The sequence below is a fragment of the Epibacterium sp. ABV4_022 genome, assembly GCF_056159345.1.
The window spans coordinates 3,389,516-3,410,787 of record NZ_JBSWVA010000001.1 but is presented as its reverse complement, the minus strand read 5'-3'; the positions used below and the strand labels follow the sequence as shown (position 1 = coordinate 3,410,787).

Genomic DNA, 21,272 nt, shown 5'->3' with positions numbered 1-21,272 from the left:
CGCGCCTTGGCAATGCACCAGAGCGCGCGGTTGTCGCGGCTTAGTTCCGGGCCGGATCGGGCAGCGGCAAACAGCCCGGCAGGCCAGCTGGCAAGACCAGGATACCCCCGGCATCATAGAGACGGGCTGCGGCGTCGGGTGCCTCCACCGTGATCGTCATGCTCAGGCGGTTGCCCGTCATGATGGACATGTCAGGGTCGAGCCGCGCGGTGAAAGCCGGCCCCGGGAAGATCACCACATAGGCCGGTGCGGCATCACTCATCAGACTGACCGCCACAAGGATGCCCAGCCATGTCAGCAACAGGCAGGGCAGGGCGAGCAGAAGATGCTTAATAGTCATGCACATGCTCCACCCGGAGCCCCTGTGCAGCCAGCGTGCGAAGGCGCGCCGCCAACTCTGGCACCTTGACCATGATCAGGTGGCGATAGTCGTCCGCCCCTTGTCTGGCAAAACTATGCAGCGCATCGGGGTAGGTTGCCTCGGGCGAGAGTGCGGTCAGCATGATGTCGTCATTGCCGGCAATCTCGACAAAGCTTGCACTGGCCTCGGCCATCTCGATCAGGAGCTCGGTCAGCGCACGATATCGGGGTGTTCGGATCACGATCCCTTCGGGGCGTTCGTCCTCGACCGTAACGCCGGGCAGGGCGGCGAGTTGTGCGGCGGGTATACCGCGCACCACCATATGCAGGTGCAACGCATCCCCTCCGGACTGCGCGACAGCGGCCGCGATCACCCGCGCATAGGCGGCTTTGGCCCCGTATTCGAGGCCGAGCGCCAGTTGCCGCTCCTGATCGCGCAGCGTATCGGCGCCTGTTGCATCGCGCAGGGCGGCGGCGTCTGCGGTGAAGTTCCACTTGTACCAGGGGGTTTGTTGCAGGAACGCCGCGTAGGCCGCGGCCTGTTCGGCCGACAGCCTGTCAGTTGCGGCGCGCTGGTTGCCCCGCAGCCATGTGGTGGCCCGGCCCAGAGTTTCCTCATATGCGGCCTTCAACGCTAATTCGAGCGTGAAGCTGGTGCCGATGACATAGACCATCTGCTTGGTCCCGGCATCGACACCGCCATGGGCGGCGGCGGTTTCTGTCAATGCGCACAGCGAGGTCCAGAACCCCGCAATGGACCGAAGATACGCAAAATCATGCGGGTCGCCCTGTTTCAGAACGCGCCCGTAATCGTCATAGGCGTGGACGATGTGCCATTCGGGATAGGTCATCAACGTCCGGGATTCCGGTCGGTGCTGGCTGGCGGGCAGCAGCGCCTCATAAGGGTCCGGGCGCTGGGTGCCCCGGCAGGTGGTCTCCACATAGGCGACAGGGGCGATCAGCAGAACGACCAGCACGCCGCCCGCCAGCAGCAACCAGCGCAGGAAACGCCACAGGCGCGTCATCTGCGCTCTCCGATCAGCAGGCCGGACCCCAGCGCAAACCCACCCAGCGCCAGGTGGGGCAGGTTGGCCGCGATGCGCAACACCGACAGCTCCGGGCCAAGCGAGTCATTGGTAAAGATACCCAGATCGAGAAAGCCATAGCCGGTGAACAGGCCAAAGATGCCATCGCCAAGGTAGGCCGCACCAAACAGCAGCAGGAACAGCCGTGCCGCAGTGCGCGACATCAGGGCCGCGATCAAGGCCCAGAGCGCCGAGGCCACGTGCAGCGCGTCGTCATAGATGTCGAGCGCGAAGATGCCAAAGGCCAGCCCCTCGGCATCCGTGAGGCCGGGGACATAATTCAGCGAAGCCGCGATCATCAGCGCGACAAAATAGGCGAGGCAGATTTTTTGCAGAAGGCTCATAGCGTCCTCAGATAGCTGTCCCAGAGGTTGTTGCGCAAGACAAGCCCCGGGTCGAGTTGCCGCTTGGCGGCGGAGAATTCGGAGGCGCGCGGATAGGCCGCTGCCAATTGCTCGGGCCGTGCATGCGGGCGATAGGGCAGGTAGTAGCTGCCGCCAAGCGCGGTGATCCTGTCGATCAGCGCCCGCGTCATCCGGGCCATGTCCGCCTCGGCCCGCTGCGTCAGTTCCTGACTGAACGACATCACCGCCGCAATCCGCGGTTCGGTTGCATAGGACAGCAGGCTTTCGTCGTCCTGCGCCACATAGCGCAGGGTGACGTTCAGAAACTCCTGATAGGAGGCCGGAATGACCTCGCGGCAGGCCGCCAGGAACTCCGGGAAACGATCAAAGCCGATGAAATACTCGTGCAGGATGTCCGTGCGTTCGGGCGTGCGGTCATCCAATGTGGCCACCGGTTCATTGATCAGGCTGTTGCGGGTCACTGCGCCGCCGCCAATCGTGGGGCCAAGGGTGGTTTCGTTCCACCAGCGGAACCGCTTCATCGGTTCCCGACCCAGCTGCGCGCGATAGATCCGGCTGGCCACATGCGCCATCCAGCCGGATCCGGCTGCGGCCGGAAGATCGTCCTGATCTTCGCTGTCGCGATAGGCGACCAGCAGTGCCTCCTGAAAAAACGTGGCGCGTCCGACGTTGAGCCGCCCATAGGCCATGGAGACATCGGGGTCCGCGATCGCATCGCGGAACGCCGTGGCGAAGGTCTCGGCAGGCAAGGCGGTGTAGCGCGGCACCAGGCGCCGGTTCGGCAGCATGTCCACCTCCAGCTCGGTGATGGCGCCAATCAGCCCGTAGCCCCCCATCGCCTGATTGAACAGATCGCTGTTCTGCGTGCGCGAGCAGGTGACCAGCTCTCCATCCGGCAACACCATCTGCACGGAGCGCACGGTCGATCCCATCGGGCCATGCGGCACCGGCCAGCCATGCGCATTGACGCTATAGGTGGCGGCAACGCCAAAATCATTGTTGGATTGCATGACCTTGGGCGAGAACCCCTGCGGGTCGAGGGCGGCAATCACCTGCGACCAACGCGCGCCCGCATGGACCCGATAGCTGCCAGCCGCGCGGTCGAGTTCGACAAACCCGTTGTCAAACGTCACTGCGACACCGTCGCGGGGGATCGCCTGTCCCCCCATCGAGTGGCGCGCCGCGCCGATGTTGAACGGGCGCCCGTCGGTCCGCGCGCTGCGCAACTCCGCGCGGACCGCCTCTACCAACGCCGGGCCCGGATCTTCGCGCAGGTGCAGATGTTTGTGCACCGGCGTTGCGGACAGGCCGCTGGCATCGTTGAGATGGGTGGATCCTGCAAGCGGGGCAAGGCGCTGGGTGCCGTCGAGGACAGGTTGCCTTGCGCCAAAGCGGCTGGCTGCGGCCCATCCTGCCGCGCCGCCCGCACCGATCAGGAAAGCGCGTCTGGCGAGCTTCTGCATCTGGTCTCCAAATCAAATGAGTCAAATCACGTGCAGCATCGCCCTTTGACGACACAGCGGGGCCAACTATGACCCGTTCCCGGGCGGAATGTCAGGTCAAGATTTTCCGGAACTTCCCCCTTTTGTCGGGGCATGCAGGGCCTGCGTATTTCTGCTTTCGGTTTTGGGGCCATGGATTTATGAAGACCATCATGCGGATCGGTTGCTGCCTGCCAGTTCCGGTTTCGCGCTGCCCTTTCGGAGCGGTCAGAGGCTGATCGACTCCTTGGTTACGTAGACCGCAGGCCAGAGGCCAGCCCAAGTGAGAGCCCCATGACAATCACACAACTAGTTACCCATTCCGGCGGCTTTCATGCTGATGAGTTGCTGTCCTCCGTGGTTCTGACCCGGCTCTATCCGGACGCCCAAATCTACCGCAGCCGGGACGCGGAGTGGATCTCTCCGGCACCGGGACGTCTGATTTATGATGTCGGCCGGGCCTACGACCCGCAGGCCGGTATCTTTGACCATCACCAGAAGGACGCCCCGCTGCGCGACGATGGTCAACCCTACAGTTCGTTCGGATTGATCTGGAAGCATTTTGGTGCCGACTACCTGCGCGCGCTGCAGGTGCCGGATGCGGACATCAGCGCCATACACGCATCATTTGATGCAGGTTTTGTCCTGCCGGTGGATCTGATGGACAACGGCGCCCTGGACCCGTCGGTGGCCGGCCCGTTGGCGGATCTGACGCTGCCGTCTTTGCTGGAAACCCTGAAACCCTCCTTCGACGATCCCGATCCGCAGGCGGATGACACAGCGTTTGCCGCCGCGCTGGGCGTGGCGCGGGCCTTCGTCGAGGCGAGCATTCGGCGCAAGGCGGCGAAACGGCGCGCAGAGGCGCAGGTGTTGGAGGCGATCACGCAGGCAGGCGAGTCCCGGGTGCTGGAGCTGCCGCAGGGCATGCCGTTTCGCGCCGCGATCGAGGCGGCAGGGGCAGCGCATCTGTTGTTCGTGGTACATCCGCGAGGGGCGGACTGGACGCTGACCACCATTCGGACCGGTGATGATACCTTTGACAATCGCGCCGATTTGCCCGCGGCCTGGGCGGGGCTCACCGATGCGGCACTGGAAGCCGCCAGCGGCGTGAGTGGTGCGAAATTCTGTCACAACGGGCGGTTCATCGCCGTGGCCGAGAGCCGCGACGCGATCCTCAGGATGGCGGATCTGGCGGTGGCAGAGGCCCTGTCGTCGGCGTGAGCCGTCCGCGATAGCGCACGATCCGCCCGATCAGCGGCAGTCGAACCGCCACGTCAAAGCAGAACGCCCCCGCGGGATCAGCATATTCCACCGCGTCACTGCGTGGCAGCAGGCGGCGCGGCAGGGGCAGGCCCAGACACCAGCCACGTGTCACCGGATAGGCCAGCCGACCGGCCGTCTGCCGCAGGGCGATGACAAAGCATAGCGGCCCGAACCGTTCGGTGACCGTGCCATCGCCGGGTGTGCCAAAGGGCGCGAGGATTGAGCGGAAACGCTTGTGGCCGAACCGCCGCACCCAGATCTCGCGCGTCCCTTCCCGGAGCACATCCACCTGCACCGGCACATCCTGACCGGCGGCGGGAAAGCCGATGACGCGCCGGATGATCCGCGCCAACGGGTGTGCGCCGGTTGTCACCGTGGCTGTTCCCTGCCAGCGACTGGCGTCGACGGTATCATGCAATGCCTGTACCGGAGCGGGCAGCGCCGCAAATCCAGACCCCAGCGCGGTGCGAAAGACGGGCTGGATCGGCGTTGTCTGCGTGGCGGTCTGAATATCAAGTCCCCGCGCCTCTGCCAGAATGTCCGCGAGGCTGACCTCGCACAGGCAAGCACGGGCACCGGCGGGCGGATCGGCAGCGGGGCGATCACGGCAGAGCAATCTGCGACAGAGCGCCTGGGCCACAAGCGTGGGCACCTCCGGTCCGTCGCCTGCACCGGCGATCAAGGTCCACCGGCGCGTTTCGTATTGGCCAGAGGTGGTGCGCCCGTGCAGCTCGACACTCATGCCGCCGCGATCACTCCCGAAGGTTTCAAAGGCTTGAGCGCACCGCCGCAGCATTGGGGCGAGGGGGGCAAGGGATCTGATCCAGCCCATCCTGACAGGCAGGCCCAAGATACGCAGCCCGTGATGCAGCAGCGGCAGCTCCAGCCCGGCGCGAAACAGCACTGTGCGGGCATTGAAATAACTCGGGAACAGCTGCAGGTCCGGCGCCCCCATATGGGCCGCCCAGCGGTGCAAAGATGCGCACCCCGGCAGTGACAGCGTTTCGCGACGGGTCCCGCTCCAGCCGATGACCCGCGCAGGCAGGCCGCCGCGCGTGATCGGGATGGGCTGGCCAACCTGTGCCAGAATGGCACGGATCACCGAAAGGCCACGCGGCGCCCGGTTGCCGGGCAGGATGGTGCTTTCGATCCGGTCGATCTGCGTCAGGCCTGCAGCGAGGTCTTTGACTGCGGCGGAGGACAGGCCGGGCACGCTGGAGGCACCGGACAGGACAACACACCCTTTGCGGCGTGCGTCGGCGTCCAGCTCAGAGATACCCGCGGAAAAGCGGGCGTCGTCCGAGAGGTCGATGTAGTGGGCCCCACAGGCCAGCGCTGCATGTGCAAGCGCATAGGGCGCGTCGCCGTAGGCCTGGAAGGGACCCGCTGCGTCGATCACGATCCGGGGTCGGAGCGCGGCAACATCGGTCGCAAGGGATCGGCTGCCGCGGTCCAGCGAGATCGGCGTTCCGCCATGTGCCGCGCAATGCGCCTCCGCATGGTGCAGCGAGCGCCCGGCAACCAGAACCTCGATGCCGCCTTGGCGGGCCAGGGCGGCGCTGAGCCGGCCGCCAAAGACCCCGTATCCGCCCAGCACCAGGACCCGGTTATTCAAGAATGCGCCCTCTGAGGTCGTCCGAGGGCAGCGGACAGTCGCGCCGCCCGATCACGTAGCGATTTGCCGCGATCCGGTCATAGAGCCAGTTGCCGATGGGCGTCGGGATCAGCTTCAGGACAGCCAGGGCCCGCCACGGCCAGCCGATGGCCCGCATCGCCGCGCAAAAGGCGGCAAGTTTGGTGAAGGCGCGACCGTCGACGATCACGATATTCGTGGACCAGTCATGCGGATCGAGCCCATGCGCCAGATAGAGCGATTGCCCGGTTCCGGATTGCGCGGTGACAAAACGAAACCGCGCTGCGGTGTCATGGCGGGCCATGAACCGCGCAAAGGCCGAACACATGATGCAGGCCGCATCAAAGACGATCAGATCCTGTGTCGGGGGTGGCATTGGCCCTCTCCCAGATAGATGCTGTCCAAGATCTAGCAGCACTGGCGCCGGTTGGGAATGCGGCGAAGTGTGCCCGCCTTTCAACCCCGCCCGCGGTAGGGCGGCACGCCCTGATCCGGGATCCAGACATCTTCGGGACACGGGCCGGTCTGGTAGAAGACATCGATCGGGATGCCGCCACGCGGATACCAGTAGCCCCCGATGCGCAGCCACTTCGGCGCCAGGAAATCCGCGAGGCGGCGGGCGATCGAGACGGTGCAATCCTCGTGAAAGGCGCCGTGGTTGCGGAACGCTCCGAGGTAGAGTTTCAACGATTTGCTTTCCACCAGCCAGTCACCCGGCACATAGTCGATCACCAGATGGGCAAAATCCGGCTGGCCGGTCATCGGGCAGAGCGAGGTGAACTCGGGCGCGGTGAAGCGCACGTTATAGGCCACGTCGGCTTGCGGGTTCGCCACCCGCTCCAACTCGGCAGTTTCGGGAGAATCGGGCAGGGTGGTCGCGCCGCCCAGCTGTTTCAGGTTGCTGTAGATACTGTCGGTCATGGTCAGAATTCCAAAGGTCAGACGCCGCGCTGATTGCCCCAGATCAGGACATGCAGTTGCGGCAGGATACGGGGGGTGAGCCAACCCTTGCCCACGGTTTCGTCGATCAGCCAGCGCAAGCGGGCGGTGGTCTGATCGAGGTCAACGGGGCATTGCGGGTCCACCTCGGGGTTGCCGGGTTGCAGGAACAGCGGCAGCTGCGGATGCCGGGCGTGGGCGGCGCGGGCAAAGGCGAGGTCGGTTTTGTCAAAGATCACGATCTTCATCACCGTTTGCCCCGCTCGCTCCGCCGCCGCCAGGCAGCGGTCGAACTTCAGCCAGTCGGTCCTGTGGCCGCTGGAAGGCGGTTTAGGGCTGAGCACCAGCGTATCGAGCCCGGCAAACCAGTCCTGCGCGATGGAGCCCTGCGTCTCCAGTGCAAAGCGATAGCCTTCCTCCTGGCCGATGGCGATCACCGGGGCAAAATCCTGAATGGCCGGGTTGCCGCCGGAGATCGACACGGTGAGGGGCTGGCCGCCTGACAGGCGACGGACCTCAGCCATGATCGCCTCTGGCGTCATCGGCGTCCAGGTGTCGCGATAGGCGCTGTCCACCGCATGCAGGCTGTCACACCAGGCGCAGCGATAGTCGCAGCCGCCGGCGCGCACAAACACGGTGGGTTCTCCGATCAGGATGCCTTCGCCCTGCACGGTGGGGCCAAAAATCTCGGCGATGCGCAGGGTCATGGCAGCACCCGGGGGCGGTATTCTGCCCAGGTCTTTGGCGTTTCCGAAACCCGGACCGCCGCCACCTCGGGCCAGCGCGCCTGGCACCAGCTGAAGAAATGGCGCGCCATGTTCTCGGCGGTGGACGGCCCCTCCAGCACATCGTTCAGGTGCCGGTGGTCGAACGTCCCGTCGATATAATCCTTGAGCGGCTTCAACTCGTGATAATCCCGCACAAAACCGTCGCGGTTCAGCTCTTCGGCGGCCAGTTCCACCACGACGATGTAATTGTGCCCATGCAGCCTGGCACATTGGTGATCGTCGGGAAGGTGAGAGAGCTGATGCGAGGCCGAGAAGTGAAACTCCTTGGTGATCCGAAACATCAGCCGGCCTCCTTTGCGGCGATCGCCGCGCGCCAGAAATCAGGGTCCTCATATGTGGTGGGATCGGTGACGCCGGCAAGATCAAAGGCCTCGCGCCGTTCCACGCAGGTGCCGCAGCGCCCGCAATGATGTGTGCCGCCCTTGTAGCAGGACCAGGTCTCGGCAAATGGCGTGCGGTGGAGGGCGCCCTCGGTGACGATATCGGCCTTGGAGCGATGTACAAACGGCGTCCAGAGCCGGGTGTCGGCATAGCCGTCCAGCGCCGCCTGCTGCATCGCATCAAAGGCCTGCGTGAACGCGGGGCGGCAGTCGGGATAGATGAAGTGGTCGCCGCCATGCACGGCGGTGGCGACGGCCTCATCCCCGTTTGCCGCCGCGATGCCAAAGGCGATCGAGAGCATGATGGCATTGCGATTGGGCACCACCGTGATCTTCATCGTCTCTTCGGCATAGTGGCCGTCGGGCACGTCGATGTCCTCGGTGAGGGCGGAGCCGGTCAGCGCCGCGCCGATGGGGCGCATGTCGATGAGGTGAAACGGCACGCCAAGCCGCGTCGCGGCGGCGCGGGCGTAGTCCAGTTCCTTGCGGTGGCGTTGGCCATAGTCGAAGGAGACCAGACGGGTGAGCTGCCGGGTTGCGGCAGCCATATGGGCGAGGGACACGGAGTCCAATCCGCCCGAGCAGATGACAAGTGTTTTCAAGTTTTCAGTCCTTGTTTTGTTGACCGGGTAGGCTGCGACCGGTGTGGGCGGCGTATAGGCGGCCTTGGCCTTGGATGCAATGGGCGGCGGCGGGGTTGCGTCCAGCGCATAGCCGCCTTGCCCCGTGTCGAAAACCGGGCAGCACGGCCGATGCTGTCGGAACAGTTGTCCCGTTCTGCCGTCAATATGTGGAAAAGAGTTCCGGCACGGCGCTTGTCATGGCCCAGTGGCCTATCGTTTGTCCTCTGGTCGGGATGCGGGTTCCTGAATGCCAGCCGCTCTTGCGGAGCGCCCAAAAAATGGACACCTGTGCAGCAAACACAGACACCAAGGAGTCTCTTGCCATGAAAACCCTTACATTCCGCGCGGCCGCGCTTGCCGGGCTAGTTGCTGTTTCGCCGCTTGTTGCACAGGCCGAGGACACCACGCTCACCGTGGGCATGTCCGGCGGCTATTTCCCCTTCACCTTTGTCCGTCAGGACGTGCTGCAAGGGTTCGAGGTCGATGTGATGAACGCCGTGGGCGAAGAGGCGGGTCTCGAGATCGAATTTGAGACCATGTCCTTTTCCGGGCTGATCGGAGCTCTGGATGCGGGGCGGATCGACACCATTGCCAACCAGATCACCATCACGCCGGAGCGCGAGGCGAAATTCGCCTTCACCCAGGCCTATGTCTTTGACGGGGCGCAGGTCGTGACCCGCGACGGCAACCAGGATGTCACTGGTGTCGAGGATCTGCGCGGCAAGACCGTGGCGGTGAACCTCGGCTCCAACTTCGAGCAGTTGCTGAACGATCTGCCCTACGCCGATGAGGTCAACATCAAGACCTACGAAAGCAATATCGAACAGGATACCGCGCTGGGCCGCGTCGATGCCTTTGTGATGGACCGGGTGTCCTCGGCGCAATTGATCAAGGAAAGCCCGTTGCCGCTGCAACTGGCTGGACAGCCGTTTTCCGAGATCCGCAATGCGCTGCCGTTCCGCGATGACGCCGAAGGGCGGGCATTGCGCGACCAGGTCGATGCGGCCCTGACCACCCTGCGCGACAACGGCACCCTGACCGAGATCTCGGTCAAGTGGTTCGGCACCGACATCACCTCCAACGCGGCGGAGTAACCGATGCAGGCGCTCGACTTCGAGTACATGCTGGGGCTGGTGCCGGTAATCCTTGGCTATGTGCCGCTGACGCTGGGTATGGCGGCGGCGGGCATGGTCTGTGCGCTGGTGCTGGCGGCGCTGCTCGCGGTCGAGCGTGTGGTGCGGGTGCCGGTGCTGGACTGGCTGGTGGTGCTGTTCATCAGCTTCTTCCGCGGCACGCCGCTTCTGGTGCAGCTGTTCCTGTTCTACTACGGCTTGCCGCAGGTACTGTCGGTCCTCACCCGCATCGACGGGGTGACGGCGGCGATCCTCGGGCTGACGCTGCATTTCTCGGCCTATATGGCAGAGTCGATTCGGGCCGCCATCATCGGCGTGGATCGCAGCCAGTGGGAGGCGGCGCAGTCCATCGGCATGACGCAATGGCAGCTGATGATGCGGATCATCCTGCCGCAGGCCGCCCGCGTGGCGGCGCCCACCTTGGTGAATTACTTCATCGACATGCTGAAGGGGACCTCGCTGGCCTTCACCCTCGGCGTGACCGAAATGATGGGTGCGGCGCAGAAAGAGGCCGCCGGCAGTTTCCTCTATTTCGAGGCCTTCCTCGTTGTGGCGGTGATCTACTGGATCATGGTGGAGACGCTGAGCCAGGGCCAGAAATGGCTGGAAACCCGTTTGAACAAGGCGTTTGTGCGATGATTTCGATCAAGGGACTGACCAAGACATTCGGGGGCACGCCGGTGCTCGACCAGATCGACCTCGATATTGCCGCGGGAGAGCGGGTGGTGATCATCGGCCCCTCCGGCACCGGCAAGTCGACGCTGCTGCGCTGTCTCAACTTCCTCGACCAGCCGGACGCGGGGCAGATTGCCATCGCAGACCTGAGCGTCGATGCGGCGCGGGCGCGCAAGGCCGATATTCTGGCGCTTCGGCGGCGGACCGGTTTTGTGTTCCAGAACTATGCGCTGTTTGCCAACAAGACCGCCGCCGAGAACATCATGGAGGCGCTGGTCACCGTGCAGCGCCTGCCCAGGTCCGAGGCGGCAGAGCGCGCCCGGGCGATCCTCGCGGAGACGGGGTTGGCGGACAAGGCCGACAGCTATCCGGCGGCCTTGTCCGGCGGCCAGCAGCAACGGGTCGGCATCGGACGTGCCATGGCGCTGAACGCCGAACTGATGCTGTTTGACGAGCCGACCTCTGCGCTGGACCCGGAATGGGTGGGCGAGGTGCTTGACCTGATGCGCCGGGTGGCAGAGCAAAAGCAGACCATGCTCATCGTGACCCACGAGATGCAGTTTGCCCGCGAAATCGCCGACCGCATCCTGTTCATGCATGGCGGCAAGATCGTGGAGCAGGGCCCCCCGGCGCAGATCTTTGATGCGCCCCAGGATGAGCGCCTGAAGCGGTTTCTGGCGCGGGTTGGCGGCTGACGCGCCGATGACGGTCGGGGACCCGACCTGGACATCGTTGGCATGGCCCTGATGCTTCCCTGGCAGATCCCAACAAAAAAGCCCCGCCAGACTGGCGGGGCTTTTCCGATTGGAGCGTGCGTCCCTTATTCGGGGATGGAGCCTTCGATGCCTTCGACATAGAAGTTCATGCCCGCCAGGGTGCCATCGTCTGCGATTTCGCCTTCGGCGAGGAACTCAGACCCGTCCTGCTTGTTCAGCGGGCCGGTGAACGGGTGATATTCGCCAGACGCCATCGCGTCCTTCAGGGCCAGCGCCTCGGCTTTCACTTCGGCCGGAACCGCATCGGTGATCTCGCCAATGCCAACCATGCCCGGGCCGATGCCGTCCCAGGTGTCAACAGAGGTCCAGGTGCCATCCATCACGGCCTTGGTGCGGGCGATGTAGTAGGGCGCCCAGTCGTCAATGATCGAGGATACGCGCGGGAAGGGCGCATATTCCGCCATGTCAGACGCCTGACCGAAGGTGACCACATTGCCCGCCGCCTGCGCCGCGGCCTGCGGTGCGGTGGAATCGGTGTGCTGCAGGATCACGTCCGCGCCCTGTTCGATCAGAACCTTGGCGGCATCGGCTTCCTTGGCCGGGTCGAACCAGGTGAAGGCCCAGACGATCTTGAACTGGACGTCGGGGTTGACCTTCTTGGCGTGGATATAGGCGGAGTTGATGCCGCGGATCACTTCGGGGATCGGATAGGAGCCGATGTAGCCGACAATGTTGCTCTCGGTCATATGGCCCGCGATGGTGCCCTGCACAGCGCGGCCTTCGTAGAACCGTGCCGAATAGGTCGAGACGTTCTCGGCGCGTTTGTAGCCGGTGGCGTGCTCAAACTTCACATTGGGGAACTTCTTGGCGACGTTGATTGTCGGGTCCATGTAGCCAAAAGAGGTGGTGAAGATCAGATCCGCGCCCTGCAGCGCCATCTGGGTGATCACGCGCTCGGCATCGGGGCCTTCGGCGACGTTTTCCACATAGACGGTTTCGACCTTGTCGCCGAATTCCTCTTCGACCGCCAGGCGCCCCTGATCGTGCTCATAGGTCCAGCCGCCATCGCCGACGGGGCCAACATAGACAAAGCCGACTTTGGTCTTGTCCTGAGCCAGCGCGCCACCGGCGGCCAGTCCCAGTGCGACGGCAGCACCGGCAAGAAGTTTGGTGAGTTTCATGTGATGGGTTCCCCCTGATTGGTTCCAGTGTTGCGATCCGCCCCGGTTTGCCCCGAGGCTGGACTTTGTTTTTTGTCCGACGCGCATGGCGTATCGAACAGGGATGCGACCTGCGAATTCAGCGGGACGCGTGAAAGCTCCGGCCAAGCGACGCAGGCGCGCTGCTCTTGTCGGCGGATAGAATGACGAGCACCAGAATGGTGATCAGATACGGCGACATTGCCAGATATTCCACCGGGATAGCAACGCCCGCTGCCTGCAGATTAAGCTGCACAACGGTGACGCCGCCAAAAAGATAGGCACCCAAAAGCGCCCGCCATGGCTTCCAGCTGGCAAAGACCACCAGCGCAAGGGCGATCCAGCCGATGCCTGCGGTCATCCCCTCGGTCCATTGCGGCACGCGGATCAGGCTGATGTAGGCGCCACCGAGCCCCGCACAGGCACCACCGAACAGGATCGCCAGCGTGCGGATCTTGACCACTTTGTATCCCAGCGCATGGGCTGCATCGTGGTTTTCGCCCACGGCGCGCAGGATCAGACCGACGCGGGAGTACTTGAGCACCGCCCAGACCGCAGCCGTCAGCGCGATCCCGAAATAGAGCACAACATCATGACCAAAGAGAATGCGCCCAAAGACCGGCAGATCCGACAGGACCGGAATGTCGATACGCCCCATCTGCGGCGGTTTCACCCCCACATATTTCTGCCCCATCAGGGCCGAGAGCCCGAGGCCAAAAAGCGTCAGCGCCAGACCCGAGGCCACCTGATTGGCCAGCGCCACCTGGGTCATGATCACAAACAGCAGCGACAGCAGTGCCCCCGCGATGGCGGCGGCAACAAACCCCAAAAGGGGCGAGCCTGTCTCTACGGCGGCGGCAAACCCCGCAATCGCCCCGACGATCATCATCCCCTCGACCCCGAGGTTCAGAACGCCGGATTTCTCGACTACCAGCTCACCGATTGCCGCCAGCAACAAAGGCGTTGCAGCCACCATCAGAGACGCGATCAGAAGGACTGGGTTGATAGCAGACAGATCCATCACGCCACCTCCGGTTTGTCAATTGCAATGCGATAGTTGGTGAGCAGATCAAGCGCCAGCAGGAAGAACAGGAGCATGCCCTGAAACACCTGAATGGCCGCGGACGGCAGGCCCAGATTGCCCTGCGCGATGTCGCCGCCAATGTAGGTCAGCGCCATCAATGCGCCTGCCAGCAGAATGCCCACCGGATGCAGGCGGCCCAGAAAGGCCACGATAATCGCGGTAAACCCATAGCCCACGTTGAAATCGATCGACACCTGCCCGGAAGGACCAGAGACCTCAAACATCCCTGCAAGCCCTGCCAAAGCGCCAGAAGCCCCGAGGCAGAACAGGATCAGCCGGGCGGGTTTCACACCTGCAAATTTTGCCGCCCGCGGTGCCTCACCGGTCAGGCGGATATGATAGCCAAGCATATGGCGGTTGAGCAGGACATAAGAGAAAATCACCGCAATCAGCGCCGCAACCACGCCCCAGTGCATGCCGGTCCCGGCGATCAGCTCGGCGTTATGGGCACTGTCATATTGTTGCAGGTTGCGCGATCCCGGAAAGCCGAACCCTTCCGGGTTCTTCATCAACCCTAGCGACATGGACGCCAGCAGCTGCTCGGCCACATAGACCAGCATCAGGGACACAAGGATCTCATTGGTGCCAAACCGTGTCTTCAGCACCGCAGGGATCATCGCCCAGGCCCAGCCGCCAAAGGCGCCTGCCAGAACCATCAGCGGAAAGATGATCCAGGACTCCATCGGGTAGAACGCCAGCCCCACACCCGCACCCGTGAGCGCGCCGATGATATATTGCCCTTCAGCGCCGATGTTCCAGATCCCGGCGCGAAAGCCCAGGCTAAGGCCAATGGCAATCAACACCAAAGGCGCGCCCTTCACCAAAAGCTGCGGGCGGTAATAAAACGCAAACTCGCCAAACAGCGGCTCCCAGAAAATGGTTCGGATCGCCTCCACCGGGTTCTTGCCAAGGGTGGCAAACAGCAGCCCCCCCATCACCATGGTCGCCAGCACCGCCACCAGCGGCGTCGCCATCGACCACGCCCGCGACGGCTGCGGTCGTTTCTCTAGCCGGATCATCCCTATTGTCCCTCTTGGCCGGATCTTTGTGGTCCGGTTCTCTTCATCTTCTTCCAAATATCCCCGCCGGAGGCTTCCGCCCCAAGCGTCACATCCCCGACATTTGTGGTGAGGATCCTACACATGCGCCACTTCCATGCCGTGTGCACCGCCCATCATCAGGCCAATTTCATCCACCGTCAGCTCCGCCGTGGGGCGCGGGGCGGACAGACGACCCTCATTGAGGGCGGCAAAATTGTCGGAGATTTCCATCAGCTCATCGAGATCCTGACTGATGCAGATCACCGCCGCGCCATTTGCCGCCAGATCGAGCAAGGCCTGCCGGATCGCCGCCGCTGCGGCTGCATCCACGCCCCATGTGGGCTGGTTCACCACCAGCACTTCGGGGCGCTGCAACACCTCGCGGCCAATGACGAATTTCTGCAAATTCCCACCAGAGAGCGAGCGCGCTGCATTCTCCGGCCCCGGTGTGCGCACATCAAACGCCTTAATGATCTTTTCGGCAAATGTTCTGGTTGCGCCCCATTTGAGAAAGCCGTTGTTGTCCAGCCCCTCGCGCACCGACCCGGTCAGGAGCGCATTTTCGGTCAGGCTCATATCAGGCGCTGCGGCATGGCCCAGACGTTCCTCCGGGGCGGTCAGCACGCCAAGCGCGCGGCGTGCCGTTGGCCCCATGTGACCAATCGGCTTGCCATCAAATTTCACCGCATCGCGGGCGCAAGTGACCTCTCCCGACATCACCGCTAAAAGTTCATCCTGACCGTTGCCCGCAACACCGCCAATACCAAGGATCTCGCCCCGCCGAACGGCCAGATGCACGTTCTTCAATGTGGTGCCAAAGGCCGAAGGCGCAGGCACCGACAGGCCCGAGATGTCCAGGGCCACATCACCAAACTCCCGCGCACCGCGTTCGGGCGTCTTAAGGGCGGTGCCCACCATCAGCTCCGCCATGTCGCGGGCCGAGGTGTCGCGCGGCACACATTCGCCCACGTTCTTGCCCAATCGCAGGATGGTCGCGTGATCGCAAAGCGCGCGGATCTCTTCGAGCTTGTGCGAGATATAGAGGATCGACGTGCCCTCGCTCTTCAGCTTCTTCAGGGTCTCGAACAGGATCTCCACCTCTTGTGGCGTCAGAACCGATGTGGGCTCGTCCATGATCAGGAGCTTCGGATCCTGCAGCAGGCAGCGGATGATCTCCACCCGCTGACGTTCGCCCGCCGACAGATCGCCGACGGTGCGGAACGGATCAAGCGGCAGGCCATACGCCTCGGAAACCTCGCGGATGCGGGCCGCCAGATCGCGCAGGGCGGGCGGATTTTCCATCCCCAGCGCGATGTTTTCCGCCACATTCAGCGCGTCAAACAGCGAGAAATGCTGAAACACCATCGCGATCCCATCGGCGCGCGCCTGACGCGGCTCGGCAGGCTCATAACTCGCACCGCGCAGGGTCATCCGGCCGCTGTCAGGCTTCACAAGCCCATAGATCATCTTGACGAGCGTTGATTTGCCCGCGCCGTTTTCACCCAGGAGCGCATGCACCTCGCCCTCGCCGATGGTAAAGGAGACATGGTCATTGGCCACCACGCCGGGGTAGGCCTTGGTGAGGCCCTCGATGGTCAGAAGGGGAGGCGTGCTCACGCGCTATGCTCCTTTTTCAAATCCGAACGCTGCGAGAGCGCCATGAGTTCTGCGGCCACGCCGATGGCAATGGCCTGCGGGTGTTTGCCCAGTTCGGGCAGGCCGATCGGGCAGGTGAGCCGCGCAATCTGCTCGGGCCCATGTCCCAGCGCGGCAAGCCGGTTTCGAAACCGTGCCCATTTGGTCTTGGATCCGATCACCCCGGCAAAGCCAAATCCGTGCCCCAAGAGCCGATGGCATAGCGCCAGATCCAGCTGATGGGAATAGGTCAGGATCAGATGATGGGCATCAGAGGGCGCGTGCGGAACCAACCGATCCGGTTCGCGGGCCGGCAGGGCGGTGACGTCTGCCGGGATCTCTTCCGGGTATTTTGAGCGCAGGACATCAACCCAGGTGATGTCGAAGTCCGGCAGCGGCGCCAGCATCCCGACCAGCGCGCGCCCCACATGCCCGGCCCCCCAGATCCACAGCGGTTGTGTCGCGCGGGCAACGGGTTCCACCATCCAGCCTGCGATCAATTGCGGTTTGGGGCGCTGGCCCTGGGCGCGGGCATTGTTCAGGATCCGTGTCACGGCGAGGGGTTGCGGCTCCGGGCGCACCGGCCGAGCGATGACATCGCCCTGAAGCCGCTCCAGATCTTCTAGCGTGTAGACCTCGTTCAGCAAGGTCACGGACCCACCACAGCACTGCCCCAGATCGGGTCCGAGCGAATGGGTTGACAGCCTGCGGGGTACGTCCAGATGCCGGGCGGCCTCTGCCGCCTCGAACTCCAGTGCACCGCCACCGATGGTGCCAGACTGCCCACCGCTCCAGACCAGCATCGCGGCCCCAACCTCGCGCGGGGCAGAGCCTCTGACCTCGGCCACCACAACACGGATGACACGGCCATGGGCCGCGACGGCGGCCCTGAGGGCGTCGACATCAAATCCCATCGCGCTGTGTCCCAAGTGCACGCCAGATCTCCTCTGCCGTGGCCGGCGCATTCAGGTGCGGATAGGCATCGCCACAGGCCGCAACTGCATCCGAGAGCGCAAGCCAGGCGGAAATCCCCAGCATAAAGGGCGGCTCCCCCACCGCCTTGGAGCGATAAATAGTGTCTTCGCGGTTCTGCCCGTCAAACAATGCCACGTTAAACACATCGGGCCGGTCAGAGCAGGCCGGGATCTTGTAGGTCGACGGCGCATGCGTCCGGAGCCGCCCGTTGTCGTCCCAGACCAGTTCTTCGGTGGTGAGCCAGCCTGCGCCCTGCACATAGGCGCCTTCCACCTGACCGATATCCAGCGCCGGGTTCAGCGAGGCCCCCGCATCATGCAGGATATCCGTGCGCAGGATGCGGTTTTCACCGGTCAGCCGGTCGACGACGACCTCGGTGACCGCCGCCCCATAGGCAAAATAGAAAAACGGCCGCCCCGCGCCCTTGATCCGGTCCCACTCTAGCGAGGGGGTTTTGTAAAATCCTGTTGCCGACAGGCTGACGCGGCCCGTGTAACAGAGCATCGCCGCCGCCTCGAAACTGATCTCCTCAGAGCCGATCCTGACCTTGTCTCCCTCAAACACGACCGCTGAGATCGGTTGCTGATGCACCTCCGCCAAATGCGCCGCCATGCGGTCGCGAATGGTGTCGCAGGCGGCCTTCACCGCCATGCCGTTCAGATCCGACCCCGAAGAGGCCGCCGTGGCCGATGTATTGGGCACCTTGGCGGTATCGGTTGCGGTGATCTTCACGCGCGCCTGATCGACCCCAAAGCGCGCGGCTGCCACCTGCGCCACCTTCTGGAACAATCCCTGACCCATCTCGGTGCCACCATGGTTGAGATGGATGGAGCCGTCCTGATAGACATGCACCAAAGCCCCCGCCTGGTTGAGATGCGTGAGGGTGAAGGAAATCCCGAACTTCACCGGTGAAAACGCCATCCCGCGCTTCAGGCGCTCATTTTTGGCATTCCAGGCCGCGATCTCTGCCCGCCGCGCCGCGTAGTTCGAGCTCTCCAGCAACTGCGCCGTCATCTCGTGCAGCTCAAAATCGGTGACCGGCATGCCGTAGGGCGTGGTGTTGTCTTTCAGCTTTTCAGAAATATCTCGGGGGGAGGCCGCAGGCCGGGGGGCAGAGCCCCCTTTGCTTGAGGCCGTGGCAGAGCCTCCCGCATCAAGCGCGTCATAGTAATTGCGCACCCTGAGTTCCACCGGATCAATCCCCAGAACATGCGCTGCATGATCCATCACCCGTTCGATCCCGACCATTCCCTGTGGGCCGCCAAAGCCACGATAGGCGGTTGCGCTTTGCAGGTTGGTTTTCAAACGGTGGCTCTCGATGCGGATCGCGGGGATCGCATAGGCGTTGTCGGCATGTAGCATGGCGCGGTCCGCCACCGGCAGCGACAGATCCTGCGCCCAGCCGCAGTTGACCAAATGCGTGAACTCGATGCCCTCAATGCGCCCCTCAGCATCAAAGCCCGCGCGATAGGAAATCCGAAACGCATGGCGCTTTCCGGTGATGGTCATGTCATCGTCGCGGTCATAGCGCATCTTGCAGGCCTTGCCGGTGAGGCGCGCGGCCACGGCGCAGGCGACGGCCAGCGCGTTGCCCTGACTTTCCTTGCCGCCAAAACCACCCCCCATACGCCGGGTCTCGACGCGCACCGCATGCATCGGCAGGCCAATGGCCTCGGCCACCTTATGCTGGATTTCGGTGGGGTGTTGGGTGGAGGAGTTGACGATCATGCCGCCATCCTCCTGTGGCAGCGCCAGCGCGGCCTGACCTTCGAGGTAGAAATGCTCCTGCCCGCCGATCTCGAAGGTATCCTCGATCACATGTGCCGCCGAAGCGATGGCAGCAGAGGCGTCGCCCTTTTGATAAATGCGCGGGCCTTCCTCGAAGCGGCTGTCGGCAGCGAGAGCGGCCTCCAGTGTCAGCAGCGCCTCTTCTTCGGCGTATTCTACCTTGCCCTTCCGTGCGGCAATGCGGGCGGCGCGATGGGTGGTCGCGACCACCAGAAACACCGGCTGCCCCAGATAATGCACCTCTCCTTTGGCCAACAGCGGCTCGTCATGGGCCGAGGGCGACACGTCATTGTCAAACGGCAAATCGTCCGCTGCCAGCACCGCGACAACACCTTGAGATGCGCGCACTTCCGCGAGGTTCATCGTGGTGATTGTGCCCTTTGCAATCGGCGCAAGGCCAAAGGCCAGATGCAGCGTGCCCTTGGGTGTGGGGATGTCATCGACATAGCGGGCCTGGCCCGTCACATGCAGGGCTGCCGCATCATGGGGCAGGGGGTTTGCAACACTCATAGGTCCACCTCCAACACATGTTCAGAGGTGCCGTTCAGATCTGTGAAATAGCGCGTGAGCATATTGCGGGCGCAGTCCAACCGATAGGTGGCGGAGGCGCGCATGTCACTCATGGGGGTGAAGTCCTGATCAAAGGCGGCTTTGGCGCCCTTGATCGTTGCGTCTGTCCACGGCTGGCCGAGCAGGGCGGCCTCCACATGCGTGGCGCGCTTCGGGATGCCTGCCATGCCACCAAAGGCGATGGCGGCTGCGGTCACACTGCCATTGACCACGGTGACATTAAACGCGCCCAGCACCGCAGATATATCCTGATCGAAGCGTTTGGAGAGTTTATAGACCCGAAGGCTGTCGGGTTGACGCGCAAAGCTCACGGCCTCGACAAATTCGCCCGGGGCGCGGTCCTGTTTGCCGTAGTCGAGAAAGAAGTCCTGCAACGGAATGGCACGGCGGGTGTCTGCGTGGCGCAGGTGCAATGCGGCGCGCAAGGCGATGAGGGCAGGCGGGTTGTCCCCGATGGGAGAGCCATTGGCGATATTGCCGCCGATGGTCGCTGCGGCGCGGACCTGCTGGCTGGCGTAGCGGCGGATCATCTCGGCGTAGGAGGCGTGGAACGGCTCAAGGGCGGTGCGGACACGGTTCATATCCGCCATTGCCCCGATGCGGACCTCGGTTTCGGTGACGGTGATGTCCTTCAGATCCGTACAGCCATCAAGGAAGATCACATCATCCAGATCCCGCAGTTGCTTGGTGACCCAAAGCCCGACATCGGTGGCTCCGGCGATCAGCGTGGCATCGGGGCGGGCGGCATAGGTTGCGGCCAGTTCATCCGAAGATCTGGGACGCAAGTTGGATGGAGGTGCTGCCACAGGGGTGTCGGAGGGGGGCTCTGCCCCCCGGTCTGCGACCTCCCCCCGAGATATTTCTGAGAAGATGAAGGATGACTCCTGCCTGATATGCTCCGGCACAGGGGTGCCTTGGGCAGCTTCGGCGGCGCGGATGATCGGCGCATAGCCGGTGCAGCGGCAGAGGTTGCCGGCGAGCTGGTCGTCATGATCGGTGGCACCATTGGCATGCGCCGTGACCATCGACATGATGAAGCCCGGGGTGCAAAAACCGCATTGGCTGCCGTGGAGATCGACCATTGCCTGTTGCACCGGATGCAGGGTGCCATCCGGGTGGGCGACGCCTTCGACCGTGCGTATGGATTTGCCCTGGAGTTGCGGCAGGAACAGGATGCAGGCGTTCAGCGCCCGGGCACCACTCTGGTCGGTGACCATCACGGTGCACGCGCCGCAATCGCCCTCGTTGCAGCCTTCCTTGGTGCCGGTGAGACCACGGTCCTCGCGCAGCCAGTCCAGAAGCGTTGTTGTTGGCTGGGGTTCTGGAAGCGAGACCTCTTCACCGTTGAGATGAAAGGTAATCGTCATCTTGAAAAGCCCGTCGCGGTACCCTGTTGTCCCTGCTGCGCGACCTTCGATGCGACGTAGAAAGCGCGCGGGATGATTGTCCTGTTGTTGCACTCAGCTTGTGAGGCGCAGCCTGCCAAAGCAAGACTTATGGTCGCAGGCACCGCCCCGCGCATGGTGCGCCACAGGCTCAC

At 63.6% G+C, this 21,272-nt stretch carries 21 protein-coding genes; 4 read left to right on the top strand and 17 right to left on the bottom strand.

Features of this window, described 5'->3' with window-relative positions:
- Positions 1–40 precede the first annotated feature (40 nt).
- The 4 genes from ACXAF5_RS16090 to ACXAF5_RS16075 are packed head-to-tail and all read right to left on the bottom strand — an operon-like array spanning position 41 to position 3,273.
- The gene (locus ACXAF5_RS16090; protein WP_474947375.1) at positions 41–340 is read right to left on the bottom strand and encodes a hypothetical protein; all 300 of its coding nucleotides are present in this window, start codon (positions 338–340) and stop codon (positions 41–43) included.
- Positions 330–1,385, bottom strand: coding sequence for a hypothetical protein (locus tag ACXAF5_RS16085; protein WP_474947374.1), 1,056 nt, complete (start codon positions 1,383–1,385; stop codon positions 330–332). Before ACXAF5_RS16085 ends, ACXAF5_RS16090 begins: the two co-directional genes overlap by 11 nt.
- Positions 1,382–1,789 (bottom strand): DUF4383 domain-containing protein, encoded by a 408-nt coding sequence (locus ACXAF5_RS16080; RefSeq protein ID WP_239323177.1) that lies wholly within the window; start codon positions 1,787–1,789, stop codon positions 1,382–1,384. The genes ACXAF5_RS16085 and ACXAF5_RS16080 overlap by 4 nt, the downstream gene beginning before the upstream one ends.
- Positions 1,786–3,273, bottom strand: coding sequence for an FAD-binding oxidoreductase (locus tag ACXAF5_RS16075; RefSeq protein WP_474947373.1), 1,488 nt, complete (start codon positions 3,271–3,273; stop codon positions 1,786–1,788). Before ACXAF5_RS16075 ends, ACXAF5_RS16080 begins: the two co-directional genes overlap by 4 nt.
- Positions 3,274–3,585: 312 nt before the next feature.
- On the opposite strand from ACXAF5_RS16075, the gene ACXAF5_RS16070 reads away from it, so the two are divergent.
- Positions 3,586–4,512 carry an MYG1 family protein gene (locus tag ACXAF5_RS16070; protein WP_474947372.1) on the top strand — a complete coding sequence of 309 codons (927 nt, stop codon included), beginning with the start codon at positions 3,586–3,588 and terminating at the stop codon, positions 4,510–4,512.
- Here the strand turns inward: ACXAF5_RS16070 and ACXAF5_RS16065 are convergent.
- From ACXAF5_RS16065 to queC, 6 genes are all read right to left on the bottom strand, one after another.
- Positions 4,466–6,169 carry a DUF4166 domain-containing protein gene (locus ACXAF5_RS16065; RefSeq protein ID WP_474947371.1) on the bottom strand — a complete coding sequence of 568 codons (1,704 nt, stop codon included), beginning with the start codon at positions 6,167–6,169 and terminating at the stop codon, positions 4,466–4,468. The two genes, ACXAF5_RS16070 and ACXAF5_RS16065, sit on opposite strands and share 47 nt — an antisense overlap.
- Positions 6,162–6,563 (bottom strand): thiol-disulfide oxidoreductase DCC family protein, encoded by a 402-nt coding sequence (locus ACXAF5_RS16060; RefSeq protein WP_474947370.1) that lies wholly within the window; start codon positions 6,561–6,563, stop codon positions 6,162–6,164. The genes ACXAF5_RS16065 and ACXAF5_RS16060 overlap by 8 nt, the downstream gene beginning before the upstream one ends.
- Positions 6,564–6,643: 80 nt before the next feature.
- Positions 6,644–7,108 carry a preQ(1) synthase gene (gene queF / locus ACXAF5_RS16055; RefSeq protein ID WP_474947369.1) on the bottom strand — a complete coding sequence of 155 codons (465 nt, stop codon included), beginning with the start codon at positions 7,106–7,108 and terminating at the stop codon, positions 6,644–6,646.
- Positions 7,109–7,125: 17 nt separating this feature from the next.
- Positions 7,126–7,833 (bottom strand): 7-carboxy-7-deazaguanine synthase QueE, encoded by a 708-nt coding sequence (queE, locus tag ACXAF5_RS16050; RefSeq protein ID WP_474947368.1) that lies wholly within the window; start codon positions 7,831–7,833, stop codon positions 7,126–7,128.
- The gene (gene queD / locus ACXAF5_RS16045; RefSeq protein ID WP_474947367.1) at positions 7,830–8,195 is read right to left on the bottom strand and encodes a 6-carboxytetrahydropterin synthase QueD; all 366 of its coding nucleotides are present in this window, start codon (positions 8,193–8,195) and stop codon (positions 7,830–7,832) included. The genes queE and queD overlap by 4 nt, the downstream gene beginning before the upstream one ends.
- Positions 8,195–8,896, bottom strand: a complete 702-nt coding sequence (gene queC / locus ACXAF5_RS16040; protein ID WP_474947366.1) for a 7-cyano-7-deazaguanine synthase QueC — start codon at positions 8,894–8,896, stop codon at positions 8,195–8,197. The genes queD and queC overlap by 1 nt, the downstream gene beginning before the upstream one ends.
- Positions 8,897–9,240: 344 nt before the next feature.
- Here queC and ACXAF5_RS16035 point away from each other — a divergent pair, with 344 nt between their 5' ends.
- From ACXAF5_RS16035 to ACXAF5_RS16025, 3 genes are read left to right on the top strand one after another with little or no spacing between them, the layout of a single operon-like run.
- Entirely contained in the window at positions 9,241–10,011 is a 771-nt protein-coding gene (locus tag ACXAF5_RS16035) for an amino acid ABC transporter substrate-binding protein (RefSeq protein WP_474947365.1), read from the top strand.
- 3 nt (positions 10,012–10,014) lie between these two features.
- Positions 10,015–10,689 (top strand): amino acid ABC transporter permease, encoded by a 675-nt coding sequence (locus ACXAF5_RS16030; RefSeq protein WP_474947364.1) that lies wholly within the window; start codon positions 10,015–10,017, stop codon positions 10,687–10,689.
- The gene (locus ACXAF5_RS16025) at positions 10,686–11,420 is read left to right on the top strand and encodes an amino acid ABC transporter ATP-binding protein (RefSeq protein ID WP_474947363.1); all 735 of its coding nucleotides are present in this window, start codon (positions 10,686–10,688) and stop codon (positions 11,418–11,420) included. The genes ACXAF5_RS16030 and ACXAF5_RS16025 overlap by 4 nt, the downstream gene beginning before the upstream one ends.
- Positions 11,421–11,545: 125 nt before the next feature.
- Here ACXAF5_RS16025 and ACXAF5_RS16020 read toward each other — a convergent pair whose 3' ends face one another.
- From ACXAF5_RS16020 to xdhA, 7 genes are all read right to left on the bottom strand, one after another.
- Complete coding sequence (locus ACXAF5_RS16020; protein ID WP_474947362.1) at positions 11,546–12,622, bottom strand: BMP family ABC transporter substrate-binding protein; 1,077 nt, start codon at positions 12,620–12,622, stop codon at positions 11,546–11,548.
- Between the two features lie 118 nt (positions 12,623–12,740).
- Positions 12,741–13,661 (bottom strand): ABC transporter permease, encoded by a 921-nt coding sequence (locus ACXAF5_RS16015; RefSeq protein WP_005633095.1) that lies wholly within the window; start codon positions 13,659–13,661, stop codon positions 12,741–12,743.
- Positions 13,661–14,743, bottom strand: a complete 1,083-nt coding sequence (locus ACXAF5_RS16010) for an ABC transporter permease (RefSeq protein ID WP_474947361.1) — start codon at positions 14,741–14,743, stop codon at positions 13,661–13,663. Before ACXAF5_RS16010 ends, ACXAF5_RS16015 begins: the two co-directional genes overlap by 1 nt.
- A gap of 117 nt (positions 14,744–14,860) precedes the next feature.
- Positions 14,861–16,381 (bottom strand): ABC transporter ATP-binding protein, encoded by a 1,521-nt coding sequence (locus ACXAF5_RS16005; RefSeq protein ID WP_474947360.1) that lies wholly within the window; start codon positions 16,379–16,381, stop codon positions 14,861–14,863.
- Positions 16,378–17,313: a xanthine dehydrogenase accessory protein XdhC gene (xdhC, locus tag ACXAF5_RS16000; protein WP_474947359.1), complete on the bottom strand. Its 936-nt coding sequence runs from the start codon at positions 17,311–17,313 to the stop codon at positions 16,378–16,380. The genes ACXAF5_RS16005 and xdhC overlap by 4 nt, the downstream gene beginning before the upstream one ends.
- Entirely contained in the window at positions 17,303–19,672 is a 2,370-nt protein-coding gene (gene xdhB / locus ACXAF5_RS15995) for a xanthine dehydrogenase molybdopterin binding subunit (RefSeq protein ID WP_474947358.1), read from the bottom strand. Before xdhB ends, xdhC begins: the two co-directional genes overlap by 11 nt.
- A complete protein-coding gene (xdhA, locus tag ACXAF5_RS15990; RefSeq protein WP_474947357.1) occupies positions 19,669–21,099 on the bottom strand; it encodes a xanthine dehydrogenase small subunit in 1,431 nt (476 codons plus the stop codon). The genes xdhB and xdhA overlap by 4 nt, the downstream gene beginning before the upstream one ends.
- Positions 21,100–21,272 lie beyond the last annotated feature (173 nt).